General features: G+C 68.6%; 23 protein-coding genes, 1 tRNA gene and 4 pseudogenes. 19 read left to right on the forward strand and 9 right to left on the reverse strand.

Annotation, left to right across the window (positions count from 1 at the left end; genetic code table 11):
* Nucleotides 1–36: 36 nt before the first annotated feature.
* The gene (pbp4b, locus tag KAE78_RS02500) at nucleotides 37–2,835 is read right to left on the reverse strand and encodes a penicillin binding protein PBP4B (RefSeq protein ID WP_223171618.1); all 2,799 of its coding nucleotides are present in this window, start codon (nucleotides 2,833–2,835) and stop codon (nucleotides 37–39) included.
* Between the two features lie 295 nt (nucleotides 2,836–3,130).
* Nucleotides 3,131–4,000, reverse strand: a complete 870-nt coding sequence (locus tag KAE78_RS02505) for a MurR/RpiR family transcriptional regulator (RefSeq protein ID WP_223171619.1) — start codon at nucleotides 3,998–4,000, stop codon at nucleotides 3,131–3,133.
* Nucleotides 4,001–4,227: 227 nt separating this feature from the next.
* Here KAE78_RS02505 and KAE78_RS02510 point away from each other — a divergent pair, with 227 nt between their 5' ends.
* From KAE78_RS02510 to KAE78_RS02580, 15 genes and pseudogenes are all read left to right on the forward strand, one after another.
* The gene (locus KAE78_RS02510; protein ID WP_223171620.1) at nucleotides 4,228–5,166 is read left to right on the forward strand and encodes an N-acetylmuramic acid 6-phosphate etherase; all 939 of its coding nucleotides are present in this window, start codon (nucleotides 4,228–4,230) and stop codon (nucleotides 5,164–5,166) included.
* Nucleotides 5,167–5,214: 48 nt separating this feature from the next.
* Nucleotides 5,215–6,507, forward strand: a complete 1,293-nt coding sequence (locus KAE78_RS02515; RefSeq protein ID WP_223171621.1) for an ABC transporter substrate-binding protein — start codon at nucleotides 5,215–5,217, stop codon at nucleotides 6,505–6,507.
* Between the two features lie 38 nt (nucleotides 6,508–6,545).
* Entirely contained in the window at nucleotides 6,546–7,502 is a 957-nt protein-coding gene (locus KAE78_RS02520) for a carbohydrate ABC transporter permease (protein ID WP_223171622.1), read from the forward strand.
* Nucleotides 7,502–8,392, forward strand: coding sequence for a carbohydrate ABC transporter permease (locus KAE78_RS02525; RefSeq protein ID WP_223171626.1), 891 nt, complete (start codon nucleotides 7,502–7,504; stop codon nucleotides 8,390–8,392). The genes KAE78_RS02520 and KAE78_RS02525 overlap by 1 nt, the downstream gene beginning before the upstream one ends.
* A gap of 310 nt (nucleotides 8,393–8,702) precedes the next feature.
* Entirely contained in the window at nucleotides 8,703–9,353 is a 651-nt protein-coding gene (locus KAE78_RS02530; RefSeq protein WP_223171627.1) for an N-acetylglucosamine kinase, read from the forward strand.
* A gap of 146 nt (nucleotides 9,354–9,499) precedes the next feature.
* Nucleotides 9,500–9,745: pseudogene (locus KAE78_RS02535) on the forward strand (FAD-binding oxidoreductase); the annotation flags it as partial.
* Nucleotides 9,746–10,010: 265 nt separating this feature from the next.
* Nucleotides 10,011–10,820, forward strand: a pseudogene (locus KAE78_RS02540) (FAD-binding oxidoreductase); the annotation flags it as partial.
* A gap of 140 nt (nucleotides 10,821–10,960) precedes the next feature.
* Nucleotides 10,961–11,113, forward strand: a pseudogene (locus tag KAE78_RS02545) (hypothetical protein); the annotation flags it as partial.
* A 702-nt stretch (nucleotides 11,114–11,815) separates the two neighbouring features.
* Nucleotides 11,816–12,190: a hypothetical protein gene (locus tag KAE78_RS02550; protein ID WP_223172529.1), complete on the forward strand. Its 375-nt coding sequence runs from the start codon at nucleotides 11,816–11,818 to the stop codon at nucleotides 12,188–12,190.
* A 124-nt stretch (nucleotides 12,191–12,314) separates the two neighbouring features.
* A complete protein-coding gene (locus KAE78_RS02555; protein ID WP_223171629.1) occupies nucleotides 12,315–13,007 on the forward strand; it encodes a response regulator transcription factor in 693 nt (230 codons plus the stop codon).
* A 38-nt stretch (nucleotides 13,008–13,045) separates the two neighbouring features.
* On the forward strand, nucleotides 13,046–13,225 hold the full coding sequence (locus KAE78_RS02560) for a hypothetical protein (protein ID WP_223171631.1): 180 nt from the start codon (nucleotides 13,046–13,048) through the stop codon (nucleotides 13,223–13,225).
* A 298-nt stretch (nucleotides 13,226–13,523) separates the two neighbouring features.
* Entirely contained in the window at nucleotides 13,524–13,892 is a 369-nt protein-coding gene (locus tag KAE78_RS02565) for a HAMP domain-containing protein (protein WP_223171633.1), read from the forward strand.
* Nucleotides 13,889–14,131: a histidine kinase dimerization/phospho-acceptor domain-containing protein gene (locus KAE78_RS02570; RefSeq protein ID WP_223171635.1), complete on the forward strand. Its 243-nt coding sequence runs from the start codon at nucleotides 13,889–13,891 to the stop codon at nucleotides 14,129–14,131. The genes KAE78_RS02565 and KAE78_RS02570 overlap by 4 nt, the downstream gene beginning before the upstream one ends.
* Nucleotides 14,101–14,820, forward strand: coding sequence for a sensor histidine kinase (locus tag KAE78_RS02575; protein WP_317451833.1), 720 nt, complete (start codon nucleotides 14,101–14,103; stop codon nucleotides 14,818–14,820). Before KAE78_RS02570 ends, KAE78_RS02575 begins: the two co-directional genes overlap by 31 nt.
* A 45-nt stretch (nucleotides 14,821–14,865) precedes the next feature.
* Nucleotides 14,866–15,153, forward strand: coding sequence for a WXG100 family type VII secretion target (locus tag KAE78_RS02580; RefSeq protein ID WP_223171637.1), 288 nt, complete (start codon nucleotides 14,866–14,868; stop codon nucleotides 15,151–15,153).
* Between the two features lie 315 nt (nucleotides 15,154–15,468).
* Here KAE78_RS02580 and groL read toward each other — a convergent pair.
* The 3 genes and pseudogenes from groL to KAE78_RS02595 all read right to left on the reverse strand — a co-directional run bounded on the left by groL (nucleotide 15,469) and on the right by KAE78_RS02595 (nucleotide 18,050).
* Nucleotides 15,469–17,086, reverse strand: a pseudogene (groL, locus tag KAE78_RS02585) (chaperonin GroEL).
* Nucleotides 17,087–17,123: 37 nt separating this feature from the next.
* Nucleotides 17,124–17,699 carry a LytR C-terminal domain-containing protein gene (locus KAE78_RS02590; protein WP_223171639.1) on the reverse strand — a complete coding sequence of 192 codons (576 nt, stop codon included), beginning with the start codon at nucleotides 17,697–17,699 and terminating at the stop codon, nucleotides 17,124–17,126.
* Between the two features lie 102 nt (nucleotides 17,700–17,801).
* Entirely contained in the window at nucleotides 17,802–18,050 is a 249-nt protein-coding gene (locus KAE78_RS02595) for a DUF3263 domain-containing protein (RefSeq protein WP_223171641.1), read from the reverse strand.
* 92 nt (nucleotides 18,051–18,142) lie between these two features.
* Between KAE78_RS02595 and msrB the strand changes: the two genes are divergently transcribed.
* Both msrB and KAE78_RS02605 read left to right on the forward strand, forming a co-directional pair.
* On the forward strand, nucleotides 18,143–18,544 hold the full coding sequence (gene msrB, locus KAE78_RS02600; RefSeq protein ID WP_223171643.1) for a peptide-methionine (R)-S-oxide reductase MsrB: 402 nt from the start codon (nucleotides 18,143–18,145) through the stop codon (nucleotides 18,542–18,544).
* A gap of 40 nt (nucleotides 18,545–18,584) precedes the next feature.
* Nucleotides 18,585–19,088: a nitroreductase family protein gene (locus KAE78_RS02605; protein WP_223171647.1), complete on the forward strand. Its 504-nt coding sequence runs from the start codon at nucleotides 18,585–18,587 to the stop codon at nucleotides 19,086–19,088.
* Between the two features lie 59 nt (nucleotides 19,089–19,147).
* On the opposite strand, the gene KAE78_RS02610 is transcribed toward KAE78_RS02605, so the two are convergent.
* The 4 genes from KAE78_RS02610 to KAE78_RS18250 form a co-directional block, all read right to left on the reverse strand.
* Nucleotides 19,148–20,035 (reverse strand): DMT family transporter, encoded by an 888-nt coding sequence (locus tag KAE78_RS02610; protein WP_223171648.1) that lies wholly within the window; start codon nucleotides 20,033–20,035, stop codon nucleotides 19,148–19,150.
* A gap of 72 nt (nucleotides 20,036–20,107) precedes the next feature.
* Nucleotides 20,108–20,183, reverse strand: a tRNA-Thr gene (locus tag KAE78_RS02615).
* Nucleotides 20,184–20,227: 44 nt separating this feature from the next.
* Nucleotides 20,228–20,662 carry a hypothetical protein gene (locus KAE78_RS18245; protein ID WP_317451834.1) on the reverse strand — a complete coding sequence of 145 codons (435 nt, stop codon included), beginning with the start codon at nucleotides 20,660–20,662 and terminating at the stop codon, nucleotides 20,228–20,230.
* A 56-nt stretch (nucleotides 20,663–20,718) separates the two neighbouring features.
* Nucleotides 20,719–21,228 carry a hypothetical protein gene (locus KAE78_RS18250; RefSeq protein ID WP_317451835.1) on the reverse strand — a complete coding sequence of 170 codons (510 nt, stop codon included), beginning with the start codon at nucleotides 21,226–21,228 and terminating at the stop codon, nucleotides 20,719–20,721.
* 211 nt (nucleotides 21,229–21,439) lie between these two features.
* On the opposite strand from KAE78_RS18250, the gene KAE78_RS02625 reads away from it, so the two are divergent.
* Nucleotides 21,440–22,543 carry an ABC transporter ATP-binding protein gene (locus KAE78_RS02625; RefSeq protein ID WP_223171649.1) on the forward strand — a complete coding sequence of 368 codons (1,104 nt, stop codon included), beginning with the start codon at nucleotides 21,440–21,442 and terminating at the stop codon, nucleotides 22,541–22,543.
* Between the two features lie 93 nt (nucleotides 22,544–22,636).
* On the forward strand, nucleotides 22,637–23,944 hold the full coding sequence (locus KAE78_RS02630) for a DUF4032 domain-containing protein (protein WP_223171650.1): 1,308 nt from the start codon (nucleotides 22,637–22,639) through the stop codon (nucleotides 23,942–23,944).
* Nucleotides 23,945–23,985: the final 41 nt, after the last annotated feature.

Consider the following 23,985-nt stretch of genomic DNA (forward strand, 5'->3'; position numbering starts at 1 on the left):
GCCGCCGGGTCCGGCGGGGGCGAGGATCTCGAGGGCTCACTCGATTCGGACGCGACGACGCAGCATCAGAACCGCGCCACCGATGAGGAGCACCATCGCGGCGGCGATGAGCCAGACGGCCACCGCGCCTCCGGTTTCGGAGAGCTCCTCCTGATCAGCGGGGTCCTGATCAGAGGAGTCCTCGTCCTCCGTGTCCAGAGGTGTCACGGTGAGCGTGGCCGCCACGGTCGCCGCGGATCCGGCCTCGTTCGTGAACACCGCACGATACTGCGTCCCCGACAGGGCGAGCGTGATCGCCGGCACCGTCAGCGTCGTGCCGGTCGCGCCCTCGATGTCGGTCCAGTCCGCTCCATCGGGAGAAGACTGCCACTGCACCGACGGTGCGGGAGTGCCCGTCGCGGATGCCGTGAACACCGCATCCTCACCGACCTCCGCCGTCGCATCCGACGGCTCTGCGGTCACCTCGGGGGCGATGACCTCCGCGGGCTGCTCGCCCACCGTGACCACGGCTTCGGCCACGAGCGGATCGCTGCCGGCGAGCAGCCAGGCGGGCCGCAGGAGCGTGCCCGTCACCGTCTGGTCGCCGCTCTCGGTGCCGTCGAAGTCGTCGAGGTCCCACTCGACCGCGACCCGGTGCGAGACGCCGTCGATGTCCGAGACGGTCACGGCGCGAGGCAGAGCGTCCTCGACGTCTGCGGCATCCGTGCCCCACGGCACATCGATCGGATCGACCGCCGAGACGCTCGCCTCGTGGAGGTAGTCCACATCGGTCAGGTTCAGCGCCTTGTAGACGTATCCCACGAAGGGGACCAGATCGGCGGCCGAGAGGCCCGCCGTGGCGAACCCGTTCGGCGGATTGGTCACCGGCGCGTGAATGCGCGTGGTGAGGATCGTCACGGTCATCTTGTGGACCGGGTCGATCACGGTGAGCGTACCCGTCCAGCCCTGGTGACCGTAGCTGTGACGGCTGGCACCCCAGTTGAAGTAGTAGTACGCGGTACCGCGGTAGGAGTGGATGCGCCAGCCCAGGCCCACGGACGAGGTGTTGACCGTGTTTCCGGGGCCGATGAAGGGCTGGACGAACTGGTCGGCCACCTCCTTGGTGAAGTACTGCCGGCCGTCGTAGACACCTCCGTTGAGCATGAGCTGAGTGAGCTTCGCCATGTCTCCCGTGGTGGAGAAGAGGCCCGCGTGCCCGGCCACTCCCGCCATCGCGTAGTGCGCCTTCTCGTCGTGCACCTCGCCGCGGAGCGTGTACTCGCGGATCGGCACCGGGTCGCCGTTGTCGAGTGTGCCGAAGGAGATGTTGCCGTCACGCGTGTTGCCGTGGAGCTCGGTCGCCGCGATCCGCTCCGCGGGGATGCCCGCCTCCAGCGGCCGGAACCCGGTGTCGCTGAGTCCGAGCGGCCCGTAGAACTCCTCCTCGAGGTAGACATCGAGTCGCTTCCCGGTGATCTGCTCGACCAGGAGACCGAGGATCATGTAGTCGACGTCGCTGTAGGCGAAGGTCGAGCGCACCGCGTAGCGCAGCGGAGAGCGCGAGATCGCGTCGATGATGCCTGTCCGGTCGTCGGGGTCGTCGGTCTGGTACCAGAGACCGCCGGCCGAGGTCCGGTTCGGATACTCGGGGTCGGGGATCAGTCCGCCGACATGGTTGAGGATGTCGCGCACCGTGATGGTGTGCTTGCCGGTGTGCATGGTCGTGATACCGCCGGAGCCGCCGACGGTCCACTTGCCGGTGTAGTCGGAATTCGCGTCGGTGAAGTCCTCCCAGCCCGGGAAGCTCTGGATCGTCTGATCGAGGTCGAGCATTCCTTGGCTTACGAGCCGCTGGATCGCGTAGTTCGTCGCGTACATCTTGCTGTTCGATGCCAGGTCGAACACGGTGTCCGCGGTCGCCGGCACCCGCTCGGACACCGGCAACTCCACGGCGGGGTTGACAGAACCATCCGGATTCTCCGAAGTCGAGTGCTTCAGCGCCCAGCCCCAGCCGTCGTTCACGACGAGCTTGCCGTCCTTGACCACCGAGACGGCGATCGCCGGGTAACCGAACCCGATCTGCTCCTGCGCGTAGGCGTCGAGCTCCCCGAGGGCCACCGGATCGAAGCCGACGGACTCGGGAGATGCCTCGGTGACCTCCGCATGCGCGGCCGCCTGCGGCTGGAGCAGATAGTGCCCGTTCGGGTGGACGAGTGTACCCACCTGCAGCATGCGCTCGAGCGAACCGAACGAGATGTGATAGACCGCCGCAGTGCCGGTGCCGGTCTTGAAGCCGTCGATGTCGCGGAAGACCAGGCCCCTGCTCGTGTGATTGTTCAGCATGCTCGTCGTCGTGTTCGAGGCGATCCGATTGTGATCGATCGCGATCTCGTGGTAATCGCGGCCGTAGTAGACCGTCAGGATGGGCGTGCTGCCGGTCGGCCGACCATCGAAGACGTAGCCGTTGTTGGCGATCGGGTTCGCGGGGTGCCAGACACCGAGCAGGCTCGGGAGCGCCGTGTGCCGGATGTAGACCTTGTCGTCCTGAGTCGTCAGGTCTGTCGAGGGAATCGGGATCGGCGCCCCGTACACGCGCGGGTCGCCATCGATGAGCCAGACCTCGGCGGTCCCGGCTTCGGCCTGGATGTAGCGAAGCTCTCCGGGGAAGGCGCTGTCAGCGCCGACGCGGAAACCGAGCGTGGCATCGCTGGTGGCGTCGAAGACGAAGGTCGACACCTCGCCGTAGGAGTCGGACGACACCGACGAGGACAGCGGTGCGGTGCCGTCGAGGAGCTGCGCGGTCACCCCGCCCTCTGGGCGCGGCGACGAGTCTGTGTAGTGGATGATCAGGGTCACCTCGTCCGCCGCCTGCGCGGGGACCGGGGCAAGCAGGGCGATTGCGAGGGAAGCAGCCCCGACAGCGGCTATTCGTCTCAGGAGGGTCTTCACGGGAACTCCAGTGCTATGGGTCGTCGTCGGCACGGCGTATGGCCGTGTGCGGCGACCGGGGAGCTCGGGGTCAGAGCGGTGAACAGACGTGGTCGTCGCGTCTGATGGAAAAAAGTACCAGGTTAATCGGAAAGTGGGAAGAAATTTTATTTCCCGCTTCTCGCACCCCGGAGAGGCCCGATCCGCCGACCGTTCGCCGCGCTCAGTCGCCGTCGAGACGATGCGCCTGCACCGCGTCGTAGGTCCGGCGCAGCAGTTCCCCCACGCTGTCGATGCGACCCTGAAGCAGGCGCACGACCAGGAAGTCGATGATCGCCATCTGCGCGAGACGGCTCGACATCGCGCCCGTACGGTAGCGGGATTCGCGGACGCTCGTCACCAGGAGACGATCGGCGACCGACGCCAAGGGCGAGTCGGGGAAGTTGGTGATGGCGACGGTGGTCGCGCCGCGCTCCCGCGCCAGTCGAAGCATCTGGTTGGTCTCGAGGGTCTGCCCGGTGTGAGAGATGCCGATCGCGACGCTCTTCACATCGGTGAGGGCGAAGGAGGTCAGCGCGAGGTGCGCATCCGCCCAGCAGAAGCAGGGGATGCCGATGCGATGCAGCTTCAGCTGGAGGTCCTGGGCGGTCAGGCCGCTCGCCCCCGCGCCGAAGACGTCGATGCGCGGCGCCTCGCGGACGGCGGCGACGACCGCGTCCAACGCGTCCAGGTCGAGCCCTCGGGCCGTCTCCTCGATCGCACGCGCCTCCTGGTACGCGACCTTCGTGACGAGATCGAGCGCGGAGTCCCCGGCGTCGATCTCGGCATCGTCGACGCGGAACAGCTCGCGAGCCGCCTCCTCCCGGCTGTTGGCCGCGGCGATCGCGATGCGGAACTCCTTGTAGCCACCGAATCCGACGTTGCGGCAGAAGCGGGCGACAGACGCCGGAGACGTCTGCGCGAGCTCGGCGAGACGCGTGATGGTCGACTCCACGACGATCGACGGATGCTCGAGCACGAACTCCGCGATGCGCAACTCAGACTTGGACAGGGAGGGCATTCGCTGACGGAGGGCGACAAAGACGTCTGTCATGGGGTTCCTCCCGTGCTCATCGGCGTGCCCGGCTCACGTCCCGACGGGGTCCGCCTGAGCGCACCCGCGCAACCGCGCCTGCCACGTGGGAATGGTATCGCCCCGAACCCTCCGGACACGGGATTGACGGTCAAAATGAAAAAAATAGTCGAAACACTTGGCAAAGACGATATTTTTGTCCATACTGGGGTCTCAACTCACGATGAAGCGAAGGACGTGCCCGGCAGATGCCCACGAATCAAGACCAGTTCGACAGCTCGGCGGACAGCGCCGAGCCCCTGTCGCCGACCGAGCAGCGGCTGCCGGAGTCCGCCGACCTGGACGCACGGTCCAGCCTCGAGGTGCTCCGCCTTCTCAACGCGCACGACCGCATCGCCGTCGCCGCCGTCGAGAACGCGCTCCCCCTGGTCGCCGAGCTGGTCGACGTCGCCGCGGAGAGCTTCCGACGCGGCGGCACGGTGCACTACTTCGGCGCCGGGACATCCGGTCGCCTCGGCGTGCTGGATGCGGCAGAGCTCCTCCCCACCTTCAACCTCGATGCCGGACGGATCGTCGCCCACATCGCCGGTGGACCCGAGGCGCTCGTCAACGCCGTCGAAGACGCGGAGGACTCCGAGACGGAGGGCCGCGCGGCGGCCGCCGGACTCGGCCCGGGCGACGTCGCCATCGGCCTCGCCGCCAGCGGCAACACCCCCTACGTCGGCGGTGCGCTCCGAGCTGCCAGGGATGCAGGCGCCCACACCGCGCTCATCTCCAGCAACCCTCACGCACGCCTTGCATCGCTCGCCGACACCGACATCGTCCTGAACACCGGCCCCGAAGTGCTGACCGGCTCCACCCGACTCAAGGCGGGAACGGCCGAGAAGCTCGTTCTCAACGGGTTCTCCACCGCACTCATGATCGCCGTGGGACGCACCTGGTCGAACCTGATGGTCTCCGTCGTCGCCACCAACGCCAAGCTGCGCGATCGGACCGTCCGCATCCTCCGTGAGGCCGCCGGGCTCGACGACCAGACCGCGCAGGCTCAGCTCGACGCGGCCGACGGAGACCTCAAGACGGCGATCGTCGCCTCGATCCTGCGCACCGACGCCGCCGAGGCCCGCCGCCTGCTCGCAGACGGCTCCGGCTCCGTGCGCGACGCCCTCGCCGCGGCATCCGCCTCCTGACCCGACCCTTCCCCGCCCGCACGCCCCACCACCAAGAATGGAGAAATCATGAAACGTCGTCATCTCATACCCGCAGCCCTCCTCACCGTCGGCGCGCTCGCGCTCAGTGCGTGCGCCCCCAGCGGCGGCTCGAACGGCGATGCGCCGCAGGACCCGACCGGTGAAGAGGTCACCCTGAAGGTCTGGTCGTGGCGCACCGAGGACATCGCCGCCTACAACCGGATCTTCGACAAGTTCACCGAAGCGAACCCCGGCATCAAGGTGCAGTTCGAAGCGTTCCAGAACACCGAGTACAACCAACTCCTGGCCACCGGCCTCGCCGCCAGCGACGGACCGGACATCGCCCAGGTGCGCTCCTACGGGCAGTTGCAGGCGAACGTCGCCGCCGGCCAGCTCGAACAGATCGACGACATCGTCAGCGGACTGGACAAGTTCCCGGCGCACGTCATCGACAGCTCCAAGGGCACGGACGGCAACATCTACTCGGTGCCGCTGGCCACCCAGACCTACCAGGTCTACTACAACAAGGAGATCTTCGCCGATCAGGGACTCAGCGTCCCGACGACCTGGGACGAGTTCATCGACGTCCAGGAGAAGCTGCAGGATGCCGGAATCACTCCGCTGGCGATGGGCGCCAAGGAGGACTGGGTGCTTCCGCTGTTCCACGACACCTTCGGATCCTCGCGTTACGGCGGCTCGGAGTTCCGTGAGAAGGTCCTCTCCGGGGCGACCGACTTCACCGACCCCGACTACGTGGCATCGATCCAGGTACTCGACGACCTGACCGAGTACATGCCCGACCAGATCACCGGTGTCGGAGTGGTCGAGGCGCAGATGCTCTTCACCTCGGGTCAGGCCGCACAGTACCCCGGCGGTTCCTTCGACCTGGCCGCGCTCCGCGACCTCGCGCCGGACCTCGACCTCGGCACCTACGCGGTCCCGGCTCCTCCCGGATCCGTGCTGAGCAGCCCCTCGGTGCCCTCCTGGGCCGACGGCAACTTCGCCATCAGCGCGAACTCCGGTAAGAAGGAAGCGGCAGCGGTCCTGCTCAACTGGATCGCCACCGAGGAGTTCGGCCAGCTCGTCGCCGACGAGCTCAACATGTTCTCTGCGGTCCCCGGTGTGAACTACTCCGACCCGGTGATGTCCGAGATGTGGGCGAACTACGAGGCAGGCGCGCAGCCCTACATCCTGCTGATCGACTTCCGTTTCGGCGACCCGTTCGGCACCGCCGTCCTCGGCACCGAGGTCCAGAAGATGTTCCTCGGCGATCAGGACGCGGCGGGTGTCGCCTCCGCGCTCCAGGACGGCGTCTCGGTCTGGTTCACGCCCGGCCAGTGACCCGCTGATCGAGTGAACTGAGAAGAGGAGCGAAGACCATGTCCGTCGCAGTCATGCCGAAACTCGGCAAACGCCGGCCTTACCAGTCGGGTGTGTCCCTGTCCCTGCGCACGGGCATGGTCTTCGTCCTGCCCGCCCTGATCCTGTTCTCGATCTTCCTGGCGTACCCGATGCTCACCGCCCTGAGCTACTCGTTCTTCGAGTGGACAGGCGTCAACCGCGGCGGGTTCGTCGGAATGGACAACTACGTCCGTCTCTTCACGGCGGAGCCGTACAAGAGCGCCATTCCCAACGCCTTCTTCCACAACATCCTGCTCTTCGTGGGTGCGATGGTGTTCCAGAACACCGTGGGGCTCACCCTGGCGACGCTGCTGCATCGCATCGGAAGGATGAAGCGCTTCTTCCAGACGCTGTACACCCTGCCCTACCTCGTCTCACCGCTGGTCATCGGGTACCTGTGGACGCTGATCCTCTCACCGCTGTTCGGCCCGTTCAACGCCTTCCTGAAGGCCGTCGGACTCGAGCAGTTCGCCATCGCCTGGCTCGGCACCCCGCAGACGGCGATCTGGGTCGTGGTGTTCATCACCGCATGGCAGTGGATCGGATTTCCGATCCTGCTGTACGGTGCCGCGCTCGGCGGGATCCCCGAGGAGATCGAGGAGGCGGCGTCCATCGACGGCGCGAACCCCCTGCAGCGCTTCTTCTCGATCACTCTGCCGATGCTCACTCCCGCGATCGGCACGGTGAGCATCCTCACCTTCATCGGAGCGATGGAAGCCTTCCCGATCCCCTATGCCGTCGGCGGGTCTCAAGGAAATCCGGCCGGCGCCACAGATGTCCTCAGCCTGCTGTTCTATCGCACCGCCTTCGAGTCGGGGTCGACCAACTCGATCGGCACCAGCTCCGCGATCGCGACCCTCCTGTTCCTGTTCATCTTCGGCATCGCGATCCTGTTCCGGGCACTGCTCGGTCGCGCAGAACGGAGGCTGTTCTGATGACCAGCACGATCGACACCGTCGCGCTCACGACCGGCAAACCCCGCGGCGCCACGCCCCGGAAACGCCCACCGGTCACGGTCGGCGGACTCGCCACGAACGCCTTCCTCTGGCTCTACGCCGCCTTCGCGATCTCGCCGCTGATCCTGATGGTGCTCAACTCCCTGCGCACCACGCAGGACATGGCCCAGCGCCCCCTGGGTCTTCCCCTCCCACCGAACTTCGAGAGCTACGCGAAGGCCTGGGTCACCGCGTCGTTCGAGACCTACTTCCTGAACTCGATCGTCGTCACGGTCTGCTCGGTGCTGCTGTCGACAGGGGTGTCGCTCATGGCCGCCTATGCCTTCGCGCGCACGACATCGAAGACGCTCAAGACTCTCGAGGGCGTGTTCCTCTCAGGCCTGATGCTCCCCGTGTACCTGGCCATCCTGCCGCTGTTCTACATGCTCGACGCGGTGCGGATGACCTCGAACCTGCTGAGCCTGATCCTCATCTACGGAGCACTGGGCATCCCCTTCTCGACCTTCGTCCTGGCATCGTTCTTCCGCCAGCTGCCGATCGAGCTCGACGAGGCCGCGCGACTGGACGGCGCCGGTCCCTTCCAGACCTTCTGGCGGATCCATCTGCCGCTGGTCCGCCCCGCCATCGCGACGGTGGTCGTCTTCCGGTTCGTCCCCGTGTGGAACGACTTCTTCTACCCCCTCATCCTGATCCGGGATCAGACGAAGTACACTCTGCCCGTGGGAATCACGCGCTTCTTCGGTGAGTACCAGACGGATTGGGCGACCCTGTTCGCGGGCCTGACCCTGGCGACGATCCCGCTCGTCGTGCTCTTCCTCGTGGCCACCAAGCAGATCGTCTCCGGTCTGACCGCCGGAATGAGCAAGTGACGCGCGTCCTCGGCATCGACGTCGGAGGCTCCGGCAGCCGCGTCGCAATCCGCCGGATCGACGCCGCGGAGGGCGACGACTTCGCCGGCGACGGCATCGGCGTGACCACTGGCGGCAGCACCGCTCCCGCCAGTGTGCTCGCCCTGCTGCGCCGCGCAGCGCAGCAGTGGCCGGACGAGATCCGCGACGTCGCCGCCATCGGCGTCGGCGCGACGGGTCTGGGCACCCTGGTCCCCGCCCGGCCGAACTCGTCGACGAGATCGCGAACGAGCTGCGGAGGCTCACCGGCCGGATCGAGGTCGGGGCGGCCGTGGCGATCGATGCCCTCACCGCTCACCTGGGCGCGCTCGGAGGCGGCCCGGGCGCCGTCATCGCGCTGGGTACAGGGGCCATCGCCGTCGGCGGCGACGGTCGCGAGCGCTGGCATCGCGTCGACGGCTGGGGACACCTGCTCGGAGACCGCGGCGCCGGAGCCTGGATCGGGATGCGCGGCCTGGAGACGGCGATGCGCGCCTACGATCAGATCGACGCCGGCGGCACCGCCCTGTTGGAGGCGGCGAGGCGACGGTTCGGAGAGCCGTTGACCTGGCCGTCGCAGTTCTATACGCGACATGACCGTGCGGGTGTGCTCGCCGGTTTCGCCGCGGACGTCGCCCAGCTCGCCGCCACCGGCGATCCCGCCGCCGACGCCATCATGGCTCTGGCCGGTCAGGAAGCCGCCCGCAGCGCCGTCGCCGCGCTCAGTGCCTCCCCGGAGCCGATCATCGCCGCCACCGGCGGTGTCTTCCGCGCCGGCGGCACCCTGGAGGCGCAGTTCCGGAGCACCGTGGCCATGCTGCGCCCGGATGCGGAGGTCCGCTCCCCTGCGGGCACTCCGCTGGACGGCGCCCTGCTCCTCGCCCGGCGCGTCGCCGCCGGCGAGGGACACACGCATGTGCCCTTCATCTGGGTGAATCGGTGAACCCCGACATCGCCGAGGAGCTCGCCCGTGTCCTCGGCCCCGATCACGTGCACGCCTCCGCGCTCGAGCGCCACGCACGCGCCCACGACGCCTCGCACTACCTGCTCGTCCCGCAGCTCGCCGTGGATGCGGACGACAGGGATGCCGTGGCGCAGACCCTCGCGCTGGCCACCGCCCACGGGGCGCCGGTCACCTTCCGATCCGGCGGCACGAGCCTCTCCGGTCAGGCAACAGGTGCCGGCATCCTCTTGGACACACGCCGCGGGTTCCGCGGCATCCACGTGCTCGACGACGGCGAACGCCTGCGGGTGGAGCCGGGAGTGACCCTGCGCGCGGCCAACGCGCACCTCGCCCGCCACGGTCGCGCCCTGGGCCCGGATCCTGCGAGCGAGGTCGCCTGCACGGTCGGTGGGGTGATCGCGAACAACTCCTCCGGCATGGCCGCGGGACAGAGCGTAACAGCTACCGGACGCTGGAGTCGCTCGTGGCGGTGCTGCCGTCCGGCACGGTCATCGACAGCGCGGATCCCGATGCCCCTCCCGGCTGGCATGCGAAGAGCCGCAGCTCGTCGCCGAGCTCGAGCGCCTCCGCGACCTCATACGGGCGGATCCGGCGTCCGTGTCCGAGATCCGCGAGCGTTTCGCCATGAAGAACACGATGGGATACTCCCTCAACGCCTTCCTGGACTTCGACGAGCCCGTCGACATCCTCGTGCGGCTGCTCGTGGGCAGCGAGGGCACACTCGGCTTCGTCGCCGAGGCGACCTTCCGCACGGTGCCGGTGGATCCGCATGTCGCGACGGGACTGCTGGTCTTCTCCTCGGTCGCGGATGCCACGGCCGCGCTCCCTGCGCTCGTCGCGACGGATGCGGCGACGCTGGAACTCATGGACTCCACATCGCTGCGTGTCGCACGCAGGGCCCCGGACGCTCCGGCGGAGATCTCCGGCTTCCCTCTCCTCGAGCATGCGGCCCTGCTGATCGAGTACCGCGGTGCGGATGCCGTGGAGCTGCAGCGCCGCATCGACGCGGCGGCACCGGTCCTGGAAGAGCTGGAGCTGACCCGCGCGGCGGCGCTGAGCACCGACCCGCAGGCCCGCGCCGCGCTCTGGAAGGTGCGCAAAGGGCTCTATGCGACCGTCGCCGGAGCCCGCCCGAGCGGCACGACCGCGCTGCTGGAGGACATCGTCGTGCCGGTGGCCGCCCTGGCCGACACCTGCAAGGCCCTCTCGGCGCTGCTCGCCGAGTTCGCGTACGCCGACAGCGTGATCTTCGGTCACGCCAAGGACGGCAACCTCCACTTCATGCTCACCGACGACTTCTCGAGGCCGGAGGCGGTCGCACGGCTCGAGGCCTTCACCGAAGGGCTCGTGGATCTCGTCCTCGCCCGCGGAGGCAACCTCAAGGCCGAGCACGGCACGGGCAGGGCGATGGCGCCCTTCGTCGCCCGGCAGTACAGCGCCGGGCTCGTCACGGTCATGCAGCGCGTCAAGGCGGCCTTCGACCCGGCAGGCGTCCTCAACCCGGGGTCGTGCTCACCGAGGATGCGACAGCGCATCTGCGCGATCTCAAGCCCGTCGTCACCGTCGAGGAGGAGGTCGACCGCTGCGTGGAGTGCGGCTACTGCGAGCCGGTCTGTCCCAGCCGGGATCTCACGCTCACACCGCGGCAGCGCATCGTCGTGCGTCGGGCCAGAGCGGCCGCCGAGGCATCCGGTGATCATGCTCTCGCCCGGGAGCTCGACGAGGCCTACGAGTACGACGGGGTTCAGACCTGCGCCGTCGACGGCATGTGTCAGAGCGCCTGCCCTGTGGGCATCAACACGGGCGATCTCATCAAGCGCCTGCGCCGTGAGGGGCGCGGTCGCCTCGAGCAGGCGGGCTGGAAGGCGGCCGCCGGTCACTGGGATGCCGTCACCGGCGTCGCCCGTACCGCGCTGGATGTCGTCGGCGCCCTTCCGGAGCCGCTCGTGTCGCTGCCCAACCGCGCGGCGCGCGCGGTTCTGGGCGAGGACGATATTCCTCTGTACACGAGTGATCTCCCGCCGGCGGACGACGGCGCAGCCGCGTCACACCCCCGGATGCCGGGGCACCCGCCGAGGCCGTCCTGCTGCCCAGCTGCCAGGGCGCGATGTTCGCACCCGGAGAACCGGAGGGCCCGGCGTCCAGGCCTCCTTCGCCGCCCTCTGCGATGCGGCGGGGATCGGCTTGCGGGTGCCCGCAGACGTCGACGGGCTCTGCTGCGGCACCCCGTGGTCGTCGAAAGGATACGGCGAGGGCTTCGCCGCGATGGGCGAGCGCGTGCTGACCTCGCTCTGGGCGGCGACGGACGAGGGCGCCTCCCCGTGGTGGTCGATGCCGCCTCGTGCACGGAGGGCGTGCTGCGCATCCTGCATGCGGCGGCCGAGACCGGGGATCCGCGCCGCTTCGAGGTGGTCGACGCGGTCGCCTTCACCGCCGAGAGGGTGCTGCCCGCGCTGGCACCGCTCGATGCGGGGTCTCGTCTGCCCTCCCTCACGCTGCATCCGACGTGCTCATCCGCGGCGCTCGGCATCGACCGGCATCTGCTGACCCTCGGCGAGGCCATCGCGCACGAGGTCACCGTGCCCGTGGACTGGGGCTGCTGCGGTTTCGCCGGCGATCGCGGGATGCTGCATCCGGAGCTCACCGCATCGGCGACCGCCGCAGAGGCTGCGGAGGTGAGGCGGCTGGACGCTGCCGAGCATGCCTCGTGCAACCGCGCCTGCGAGATCGGCATGACGCGCGCGACGGGCAGGACCTACCGCCATGTCCTCGAGCTCCTCGCGGAGCGCCACCGCGCCCTCGGCGCCGGCCGGTGAGCGGCCGGCGCCGGTCTCCCGGGAGATCTCGGCCCGCTGCGGCCACCGTTGTGCGCAGAGACCGACAACCGAGCATTCCGAAGGATAATCAGCCAAGACAACGCTTCAGTCACCATAATGGGGCATGACTGATGCGCGCATCCTGGTCGTCGACGACGAGCCGAACATCCGTGACCTGCTGTCGACGGGGCTGAGCTTCGCCGGATTCCAGGTCAAGACGGTCGCCAACGGCGCCGCCACCATCTCGGCGGTGCTCGAGGAGGAGCCCGACCTCATCATCCTCGATGTGATGCTGCCCGACATGAACGGCTTCAGCGTCACTAAGAGGCTGCGATCGGCGGGCTTCACCGCCCCGATCCTCTTCCTCACCGCCAAAGACGACACCGCCGACAAGATCGAGGGTCTCAACGCCGGCGGCGACGACTATGTGACCAAGCCCTTCGCGCTCGACGAGATCGTGGCGCGTGTGCAGGCGATCCTGCGCCGTACGATGCAGGCCGACGAGGAGTCGGTGATCCGCGCGGGCGAACTGTCGATGGATCAGGACACGCACGACGTCCAGGTCGGCGACGTGTCGATCGAGCTCAGCCCCACCGAGTTCAAGCTGCTGCGCTACCTCATGCTCAACCCCAATCGTGTGCTCTCGAAGGCGCAGATCCTCGATCACGTGTGGGAGTACGACTTCAACGGCGACGCGGGCATCGTCGAGAGCTACATCTCCTACCTCCGCCGCAAGATCGACCCGCACACCGAGGACTCGCTCATCCAGACCAAGCGCGGCTTCGGCTACATGCTCAAGGTCGGCAAATCGGTCTGACCGGTCTGCACGCCGACGAGAGAACTGACGGGGGCCGCATGGTGCACGAGCCCGACGCGGTCACCACCTGGTGGCGCAGGATCAGCCTGCGCGCCAAGGTCACCGGCGTCACGGTCGCCGTGCTCGCCCTCGGTCTCGTGGCGGCGGCCTGGGCACGGTGCCGATCCTGCGCAACGCGCTCATCGGGAACATCGAGGCCCAGCTGCCGTCGCTGGTGACAACCGACCTCGCCGACCGCTTCTTCACGCTCGAGTCCGACGGCGAGGGCGGGATCACCTTCACCGAGCGATCGTCAACGACCCGGCCGAGCGACTACTTTGTCGCGTTCTACGACGCCGACGGGCACCAGCAGGCACAGGCCGGCGGACCTGCCGGAATGCCGGCGCCGCACTTCCCGGAGACGTTCACCTTCAGTCAGGCGACCGCCGCCGAAGGCAGAGTCCTCACCCTCGAGGGCGAAGACGGGGCACTCTTCCGCGGCGCCGCCTCCGTGCGCGAGGCTCCCGGGCCCAGTACGTGCAGTACGTGCAGTACGTCGCCGTGCCGCTGGACGAGGCCGACCGGATCATCGCCCTCTACTTCGGCGTCTTCACGACCGTCGCGCTCATCACCATCCTCATCGCGGCGCTGCTGACCCGAGGACTCGTGACCCTGACCTTCCGCAGACTCACCCACGTCGAGACGACGGCCATGGCGATCGCCTCGGGCGACCTCAGCCAGCGCATGACCGACCTCGAGCCCAGCACCGAGGTGGGACGCCTGAACCTTGCGATCAACACGATGCTCGATCGGATCGACGACGCGATCGGCCAGCGGGATCGCACCGTGTCGCACATGCGCCGTTTCATCGGCGACGCGAGCCACGAGCTGCGTACTCCCTGGTGAGCGTGCGCGGCTACGCGGAGCTGTACCGCATGGGCGCGATCCGCGGCGACGAGGACACCGCCCGGGCGATGGAGCGCATCGAGAAGGAGGCGATCCGCATGGGCGTGCTGGTCGAGGACCTGCTCGCCCTGGCACGCCTCGACGAGCAGCGGGAGCTCAAGATCTCCCCGTCGACCTCCGACCGATCGCCCGCGATGCGGCGCTCGACGTGCGGGCGGCGGCGCCGGGGCGCGTGGTGACCGTCGTGGACACGACGTCGGATGCCGCGACATCCCTCCGCTCGCCCACACCGCCGATCTTCCATCCGCCCGCACCGCCGGCCAGGCCGCCGCGCACCGGCTGGCTGCGTCGCCGCTCGCGCGCCGCCTCTGCCGAGTCGGTCCCCGAGGCCCCGACCATCGACTTCTCCCGGGCCCGGAGGCGCCGGCGACGACACCCCGGTCGTGCTCGGCGAGGAGAACAAGGTGCGGCAGGTCGTGACCAATCTGCTCGGCAACGCCCGCCGCTTCTCCCCGAGAGCAGTCCGATCGAGATCATCATCGGCACGGACCGCGCCCAGGCCGTCGGCACCATCGCCATCGTCGACCATGGGGAGGGAATCCCTCCGCAGGTGCGCGATCAGATCTTCGAACGTTTCTGGCGTGCCGACACCTCGCGGGCGCGCGAGACGGGCGGCTCCGGCCTGGGACTGGCGATCGTGGCGTCGATCGTGGCGGCGCTGGAGGGCTCGGTCAGCGTCGAGGAGACCCCGGCGGCGGCGCGACGTTCATCGTCTCGCTTCCGCTCGCGACGGTTCCCGGCACGCCCGAGCACCTCATGGCCGAGACGCAGCCGCTCGATCGGCTCGATCTCTGAGCACGACGTCCTCTTCTGCACATCCGGACGGATGCCGAGAGTTGTCCGCCCGGCGCTCTGCGGCCTCCGGTGACGATGATCGGACCATAGCCTCGGAACTCCATCGAGAGGAGCTCCCATGACCGTCTTCACCGTCGACACCGATGCCGTCCTGGTCGCCACACAGGCCACCCGGGCCACCGCCGATCGCCTTCAGGTCGAGTCGGCCGCCATGATGTCGCAACTGCTCCAACTGCAGTCCGCCTGGACGGGGTCGGCCTCGGCCTCGTTCCAGGCCTGCGCCGAGCAGTGGCGCACCGCGCAGGCACAGGTCGAGCAGGCGCTGTCGTCGATCAGCCTGGCCCTGGGCAATGCCGCCGCGCAGTACGCCGAGGCCGAGCAGTTCTCGGCGAATCTGTTCCGCTGAGCATGCCTTACAGCGCTCGTGCCGCGCACGAGCGCAACCCGGTCGTTGAGCGAGAGCGGCGCTGCCGATCGAGCGTCGTACTGAGCAAGTGAAGCGCGTCGAAGTGACGAAACGCCCTGGCGCGAATGCGATCGACATCCTGCCTCGCTCAGCGGCCCGAGAACGAAGAGCGAGGACGCGGAAGGGCCCCGGCACGAATTGCCGGGGCCCTTCTCCATGCAGGCGTAGGTTTCGACTCGCTCCGCTACGCGGTGCTCGCTCAACCTTGATACGCCCAGGGCTCAACGCCGCGCTGCGGCATTGAGCCCTGCCGTATCAAAAGTCCATGCCGCCCGTCGGGTCGGCCGGAACGGCCGGAGCCTTCTCGGGCTTGTCGGCGACGACGGCCTCGGTGGTGAGGAAGAGGCCGGCGATCGATGCCGCGTTCTGCAGCGCCGAGCGGGTCACCTTCACCGGGTCGTTGATGCCGGCGGCCAGCATGTCGACGTACTCGCCCGTAGCAGCGTTGAGGCCCTGGCCCGCGGGAGCTCGGCGACCTTGTTCGCCACGACGCCCGGCTCGAGGCCGGCGTTGTTGGCGATCTGCTTCAGCGGCGCCTCGATGGCGACGCGGACGATGTTCGCACCGGTGGCCTCGTCACCCTCGAGCGCGAGCGACTCGAAGGCCTTGGCGCCGGCCTGGATGAGAGCGACACCACCACCGGGGACGATGCCCTCCTCGACGGCGGCCTTCGCGTTGCGGACGGCGTCCTCGATGCGGTGCTTGCGCTCCTTGAGCTCGACCTCGGTGGCCGCCCCGCCTTGATGACGGCGACGCCGCCGGCGAGCTTGGCGAGGCGCTCCTGGAGCTTCTCGCGGTCGTAGTCGCTGTCGGTGTTCTCGATCTCGCGGCGGATCTGGGTCACGCGGCCCTCGATCTGCGCAGCCTCACCGGCACCCTCGACGATGGTCGTCTCGTCCTTGGTGATGATGACCTTGCGGGCGCGGCCCAGAAGGTCGAGCGTGGCGTTCTCGAGCTTGAGCCCGACCTCTTCGGTGATGACCTGGCCGCCGGTGAGGATCGCGATGTCCTGCAGCTGGGCCTTGCGACGGTCGCCGAAGCCGGGAGCCTTGACGGCGACCGACTTGAAGATGCCGCGGATCTTGTTCAGCACGAGGGTCGCGAGAGCCTCGCCCTCGACGTCCTCGGCGATGATCAGCAGCTCCTTGCCGTCCTGGATCACCTTGTCGACGATGGGCAGAAGGTCCTTGATGTTCGAGATCTTCTGGTTCGCGATGAGGATGTACGGGTCTTCGAACACGGCCTCCTGGCGGTCGGGGTCCGTGACGAAGTAGGGGTTGATGTAGCCCTTGTCGAAGCGCATGCCCTCGGTGAGCTCGAGCTCGGTGCCGAAGGTCTGCGACTCCTCGACGGTGACGACGCCCTCCTTGCCCACCTTGTCGATCGCCTCGGCGATCAGCGCGCCGATCTCGAGGTCGCCGGCCGAGATGGACGCGGTGGCGGCGATCTCCTCCTTGGTCTCGACCTCCTTGGCGTCCGACAGCAGCTGCTCGGTGATGGCCGCGACGGCCTTCTCGATGCCGCGCTTGAGCGAGATGGGGTCGGCGCCGGCTGCGACGTTGCGCAGGCCCTCGCGAACGAGCGCCTGAGCGAGGACGGTCGCGGTGGTGGTTCCGTCACCGGCGACGTCGTCGGTCTTCTTGGCGACCTCCTTGACGAGCTCCGCACCGATCTTCTCGTACGGATCTTCGAGCTCGATCTCCTTGGCGATCGACACACCGTCGTTCGTGATCGTGGGGGCGCCCCACTTCTTCTCCAGAACAACGTTGCGACCACGCGGGCCGAGGGTCACCTTGACGGCGTCGGCGAGGATGTTGAGGCCGCGCTCGAGGCCGCGGCGGGCCTCCTCATCGAAAGCGATGATCTTTGCCATGAGTTTTGTCGTCCCTCCTGGACGTAGACGTTGGGGTTTAGCACTCAGTGACACCGAGTGCTAATAGCATTCTGGCACTCGACCCTGCCGAGTGCAAGCCGTCGACCTCCGCCGAAACGTCGCTACCCTCGGACGTCTCCTCCGGCTCCGGCTGCTCGCCCGATCGGTCGAGCCCGATCACGATCGTGAGCTGGCGGCCTTCCGGATCGTCGGGGTTCGCGTAGTGGTCGCTCTGGGCGAGCTCGGCGCCGCCGATGACGCCCGCGAGGCCGAGCGCGGCCTCTTCGTCGTCATCGTTCACGTAGTAGATCGTGGTCGTCGAGAAGTCGGTCGTGCCGCTCGGCCCGGCGAAGACGTCCGCGCCGCTCCAGCCCGCGTTGACGATGTCGTCGCGCATCCGCGCATCGATGCCCTCCTCGGGCGTCCCATTGAGGATGAGCACCGTGAAGCTCGTGTCGACGACACCGAGGTCGTCCGGCTCGGGAACGGTGGTCTGCACGGCATCCGGGAACGGCGTGATGCGTCCGGTGACCACGAAGACCGCGAACGTACCGACGACGACGAGGATCGCCGCGGCGACGGCGGCCCAGAGCAGGGCCACCCATCCGCTCAAGCGCGGCTCCTCGGCGCGGTGCGCGCCGACGCGGCCCGTCGTTCGCGGGACGTCGTCGAAGCGATCACGAGGAGATGTTGACACCCCTCGATGCTACAAGCCCTATCTTGCGGTTCGCTCCGCGCGTTCAGCCCCGCGCGCATCGCGGATGCGACGGAGTCGCTGTACCAGGAGCGGATCGTGCACGAGCGCGGCCTCGGTGTCGACCAGGCGCCCCAGCAGCTGGTAGTAGCGGGCCGGGGCGAGTCCGAGATCGGTGCGGATCGCCTCCTCTTTGGCGCCGCCGTGGCGGGGCCACCCCGCCTCGAGCGCGAGGATCGCGCGATCACGGTCGGAGAGCGGTGCGGGCATGCATCCAGCGTAGGCGGCTCTGCGGCATCCGATCGAAGGGCGCGCCAGAGGCTCCGGAAGAGGGGAGAATGGAGGAGAACACAGGAGGCGACATGGCATACGAGGTCGACAAGAGCGACGACGAGTGGCGCACGGAGCTCGGCGAGGAGAAGTACGCGGTGCTGCGGGAGGCCGCCACGGAGCGGCCGTGGACCGGCGAGCTGCTCGACGAGGAGCGCGCGGGTCTGTACACCTGCGGCGGATGCGGGGCGGAGCTGTTCCGCAGCGGAACGAAGTTCGACTCCGGATGCGGGTGGCCGAGCTTCTACGAATCGGTCCGCCCCGAAGCGGTGGAGCTGCTCGAGGACACCTCGCTCGGCATGGTCCGCACCGAGGTGCGATGCGCGTCCTGCGGGTCTCACCTGGGGCACGTGTTCCCCGACGGCTTCGGCACCCCCACCGGTGACCGCTACTGCATGAACTCGGTCGCGCTGTCGTTCACGCCCGACGAATGAGCGCACTCGAGGCCGCACGGGGCGGCGCTCCTGGTCGAAGGTGACCGCGGACGCCCCCACACACGAGGAACTGGCCGAGCTCGTCGCCGCAGCCGGCCGGGTCGCCGACCACTCCTCCCTGCGCCCGTGGCGACTCATCGAGATGCGCGGCGCCGACCGCGAGCGCCTCGGCAAGGCGATCGCGAAGGCGCAGGGCGACCGGCGTCCGTCCACCAAGCCTCTGCGTGCACCTCTTCTGGTCGCCGTCGTCGTCAGCTACCGCAAGAGCGGGAAGGTCCCGCACTGGGAGCAGGAGGCCGTCGCCTCCGGCGTCGCCCACACGCTGAGCCTCCTCCTGGACGAAGCCGGCTGGGGCGTCATCTGGCGCACCGGCGGCTATACGCGTGCGAAGAAGGTCGCCAAGGCCCACGGCCTGCAGAAGAACGAAGCGCTCCTGGGCTGGCTGTACGTGGGCGGGAAGCCCGCGGGAAAGAGCGCCGGGCGGCGCAAGCCGATCGACGTCGATGCGGTGCTGACGCGCATGCCACAGAAGAAGAGGCGTTGAGCCTCAGCGCCGACGCCATAGGAGCGCGACGAGGACGGATGCCGTCGCCAGTGCGACCATCACGGCGATCTGCCACGGCGCGGGCCCTGCCGCCCTGGCCAGAGCAGATCGATCGCCACCGAGGTGACAAGCTGTCCGAGCACCACGCCCAGCCCCATCAGCAGCACCCCCGTGCGCGCGACGACGATCACGCTGAGCAGGATGTATCCGGCACCGAGCGGGCCGCCGAGGTAGAGCCACCAGTCGTCCGGAAGGGGCGCGGGCGGACCCTGCACCGCCGCGCTGACGAGGGCGGCGACGACGAGCACCGCCGTGCCGATGAGGAAGCTCACGAAGGTCGCGGTCAACGGTGCCTCGATGCGCTGGCCCAGCCTTCCGTTCACGGCCTGCTGCAGCGCGATGCCCGCGCCCACAAGGAAGGGCAGCACGAGCATCCACAGCGGCGCGGAGGCGAGGACCTCCCCCGAGAGCGAGACGGCGACCGCGGCGAGCGCGAGGACGCCCCCGGCGATGCGTCCGCGGGTCACGGCGACGACGCCGGCGGGTCCGACGCCGAGGCGATCGAGCACGAGCCCGTGCACCGCCTGCCCGGCGACGACACCGACCGTGAACAGCGAGACACCCAGAAGCGCGACCGTCAGCCCCTGGGTGGAGACGGTGAAGGCGCCGCACGCGCCGCCGATGAGCATCCACCAGGGGATGCTGCGCGATCGGATGCCGCGCCACACCCGCCCGAACGCGGCGCGCTCCTGCCGCAGGAGGAGGACGACGACCGCCAGCAGGACGAGCCCGACCGTGAAGGAGATCAGGCCGGCGTAGATGCCGTCGTCGACGGCGACGCCGAGGAGCCCGTTGATCCGCGCCTGGATCGCGGTCATCATGCCGATCGATCCGGCCCCGAGGAGCGCGACCCACAGCGGCATCGTGTGCGGGTGACTCCGGGGCATTCCTCAGACGCTACCCGACCTTCCGGTGATCGGATGCCGCGGCATCCGACACCCGCCGTGCGCGCGGATCCATGGAGCCGACTGCGGGATTCGAACCCGCGACCGCCTGTTTACAAGACAGGTGCTCTACCAGCTGAGCTAAGTCGGCGAACGCCCCCAGTGTATCCGGGAAGCGGGCTCTCTCCTGACGACTCAGTCGTCGGACGAGGGCGATGCAGAGGGCGAGGGCGACGGCGACGAGGTCGGCGTGGGCGACTCCGTCGGCGCCGGGGTGGCGTAGTAGGCGTCGCTGGCGACCGTCAGCACGAACTGCGAGAACTCGGCCGGGCTGTTGGGCGCTCCGACGTACACCTGGCCGTTGACGACGACCATGGGCGCGGCGGCCAGGACGAGGTCATCGGTACCCGGCAGCGGACCCTCCAGGGCGCGCTGCGTGGCCTCTCTGGCCCAGGTCACGAAGTGGCTGTCCTCGATGCACGTGCGCACGATCTTGGGGCTGTCGACGCCGACGGCGACGGCGAGGTCGGCGAGTTCGGTGTTGTCGAGCCCGTCGGAGTCCATGTCGGGCTGGTTCACGAGGAGCTCGTGGTTGTAGGCGTAGAACTGGGCCGGCGAGTGCGTGGCCACGCAGGCGGATGCTCCGGCGGCGCGCTGCGAGTACTTGGTGCCGTTCGAGCTCGCCGTCAGCAGCGCGACCGGGTGGTAGGTGACCGAGACCGCGCCCTCGGAGATCCAACCGGAGAGCTGACGGGCGTTGGCACGCTCGAACTCGCCCGCCCGGGCGAGAGGTAGTCGACGTAGATGTGGATGTCGACGGCGCCCTCTGCGAGGGTGAGCTCCGCCGCCTCTGCGTCTTCGCCGGCGGTCGTCGGTGTCGGGCTCGGAGTGGGCGACGGGCTCGCCTCGACGAGCTCGGGTTCGGCCTCGGTTGCCAGACCGGTCACGGACGTGACCATGATGCCGTCCGCCGACAGACCCGTCGGATAGCGCGTGGTCTCCTCGGTCGTCGTGTCGATGGCGGCGTAGACCCCGTAACCGATCGCACCGAGGACGGCGACGACGACCAGACCGAGGAGCGTGCGCCTGAGCACACGCGCTCTGGCCTGCTTGGCCTGCACCTGCTGCGCCTTCTCACGCACCGCCTCGCGAGTGCTGGAGGCGGTGGGGACGTCCGGCGTTTCCTCGCTCGACATCGTTCCTCTTGAAAGTCCTGTGGGGTCGGGTTCCCCTCGGTCGCCGGGCAGCGACCCAAGATTCGATATTAACCGTGCAGCCTGAGAAATACCCCGGTGCAGTCGAGCATGGCATACTGAACCTGACCCAATGACGGGTCGCGGTGGGTCGCCCCACCGTTTCCATCACTACGGATCGTCCGGCACGTACCTGCCGGTGAAGGAGAAGAACATGGCATCTGTCACGTTTGATGACGCCACCCGCCTCTACCCCGGCGGCACCCGCCCCGCGGTCGACAAGCTGAATCTCGAGGTCGCCGACGGCGAGTTCCTCGTTCTTGTCGGTCCTTCCGGCTGCGGAAAGTCCACCTCGCTGCGCATGCTCGCCGGCCTCGAAGAGGTCAACGACGGCCGCATCCTCATCGGCGACCGCGACGTCACCGACGTCCCGCCGAAGGACCGCGACATCGCGATGGTGTTCCAGAACTACGCCCTCTACCCGCACATGACGGTGGCGGAGAACATGGGCTTCGCCCTGAAGATCGCCGGTGTCGGCAAGGAGGAGCGCGCGGCGCGCGTCCTCGAGGCCGCCAAGCTCCTCGATCTCGAGGAGTACCTCACCCGCAAGCCGAAGGCCCTCTCCGGCGGTCAGCGCCAGCGTGTCGCAATGGGCCGCGCGATCGTCCGCCAGCCGCAGGTGTTCCTCATGGACGAGCCGCTGTCGAACCTCGACGCGAAGCTGCGCGTGCAGACGCGTACGCAGATCGCCTCGCTGCAGCGTCGTCTGGGCGTCACGACCGTGTACGTCACCCACGACCAGACCGAGGCCCTCACGATGGGCGACCGCATCGCGGTCCTCAAGGACGGCCTCCTGCAGCAGGTCGGCACGCCGCGCGACCTGTACGAGCGGCCGAACAACGTCTTCGTGGCCGGCTTCATCGGCTCGCCCGCGATGAACCTGTTCCCGTCCGACCTCGCCGAGGGCGGCGTGATGTTCGGCAGCGAGGTCGTGCCGCTGGATCGCGACACCGTCGGGCGTGCGCACGGCAGCCAGGTCACCGTTGGTGTCCGCCCCGAGGACATCGAGGTCGGGCCCGCCGATGGCAAGGGGCTCCGCGTCACCGTCGACCTCGTCGAGGAGCTCGGCGCCGACGGTTACCTGTACGGTCACACTGAGATCGGCGGCAAGCGCGCCGACATCGTCGCGCGCGTCGACGGCCGCAGCCACCCGAACGCCGGCGAGACCGTCACCCTCGCCGCGAAGCCGGGCCACGTGCACGCCTTCGACCTCGAGACGGGCGACCGCCTCAACGACGCCCCCGTCATCTCGGGCTGAATCACGACGAAGCGGCGCGGCTGATCCTCACGATCGTCCGCGCCGCTTCGGCGTTTCCCCTGCCTTTCCCCCCGTTCATCTCGAGGAGTGACCATGGCCGACGCGCTGCGCATCACGGCGAGTGCCGTCGATCCCGGGCTCCTCGCCCTGCCGTGGTCGACGCCGCTGGCGAAGTGGCCCTCGGAGAACATCGTCTCCCTACCGAAGGGCCTCTCCCGTCATCTCGTGCGCTTCGCCGATCTGTCGGGGAAGGTCGTCGCCGTCAAGGAGACCACTGCCGAGATGGCTCAACGCGAGTACGACATGCTCGGCAATCTCGCGCGCCTCGATGTCCCCTGCGTCGATCGTGTGGCGGTGATCGCCGGGAGGTCGGATGCCGACGGCACACCCCTCCCGGCCGCATTGGTGACCTCGCATCTGCGCTTCTCCATGCCCTACCGCGCCCTGTTCACCCGGGTGCTGCGACCCGACACCGCCACGCGTCTGGTCGATGCTCTCGCCGTGCTGCTGGTGCGGCTGCACAACGTCGGCTTCTACTGGGGCGACGTCTCGCTGTCGAACACGCTGTTCCGACGTGACGCGGGCGCCTTCGCCGCATACCTCGTCGACGCCGAGACCGGCGAGTTGCACGAGCAGGGCCTGACGCCCGGGCAGCGGGCCTACGATCTGGATCTGGCGCGCACCAACATCGCCGGCGAGATCATGGACCTCGCCGCCGGCGGGCGCCTGGAGCACGGCGTCGACGCGATCGCGATCGCCGACGGCATCGTCTCCTCCTATCGTTCCCTGTGGGCGGCGCTGACCGCCGAAGAGTCGTTCGAGGCATCCGAGGCCTGGCGCATCACCGAGCGGGTCGAGCGTCTGAACGCCCTGGGCTTCGACATCGGCGAGATGTCGATGGAGGCGACGACCGACGGCACGCACGTGCGGATCCAGCCGAAGGTCGTGGACGCCGGGCACCACCAGCGCCGACTCATCCGCCTGACGGGTCTCGACGTCGAGGAGAACCAGGCACGGCGTCTGCTGAACGACCTGGACGAGTTCCGCGCCCGATCGACGAAGCCCTGGACCGACGAGGAGATGTTCGCGCACGAGTGGCTCACGCGCGTGTTCGAGCCGGTCGTCCGAGCCATCCCCTACGAGCTGCGGGCGAAGCTCGAGCCCGCGGAGGTGTACCACCAGGTGCTCGAGCACCGCTGGTACCTCTCGCAGTCCGAAGGGCGCGCGGTGCCCCTCGCCGAGGTGCTGACCAGCTACATCAACGACGTGCTGCGCCATCGCCGCGACGAGGCGACCATCATGGGTCCGCCGACCGAGACGATGAGCCTGCCGGTGATCACCGGTGCCGTGCCGACCGCCTCCCCCGAGACGGCCGCGATCGACTGGCGCGATCTGGTCTAGTCCCTCCGCCCAGCTGAAGATCGCAGCGATAGGCGGTCGCT

Origin of the sequence: Microbacterium sp. NIBRBAC000506063, from assembly GCF_017968845.1 — a bacterium.
In the GTDB taxonomy this organism is placed as follows: domain Bacteria; phylum Actinomycetota; class Actinomycetes; order Actinomycetales; family Microbacteriaceae; genus Microbacterium.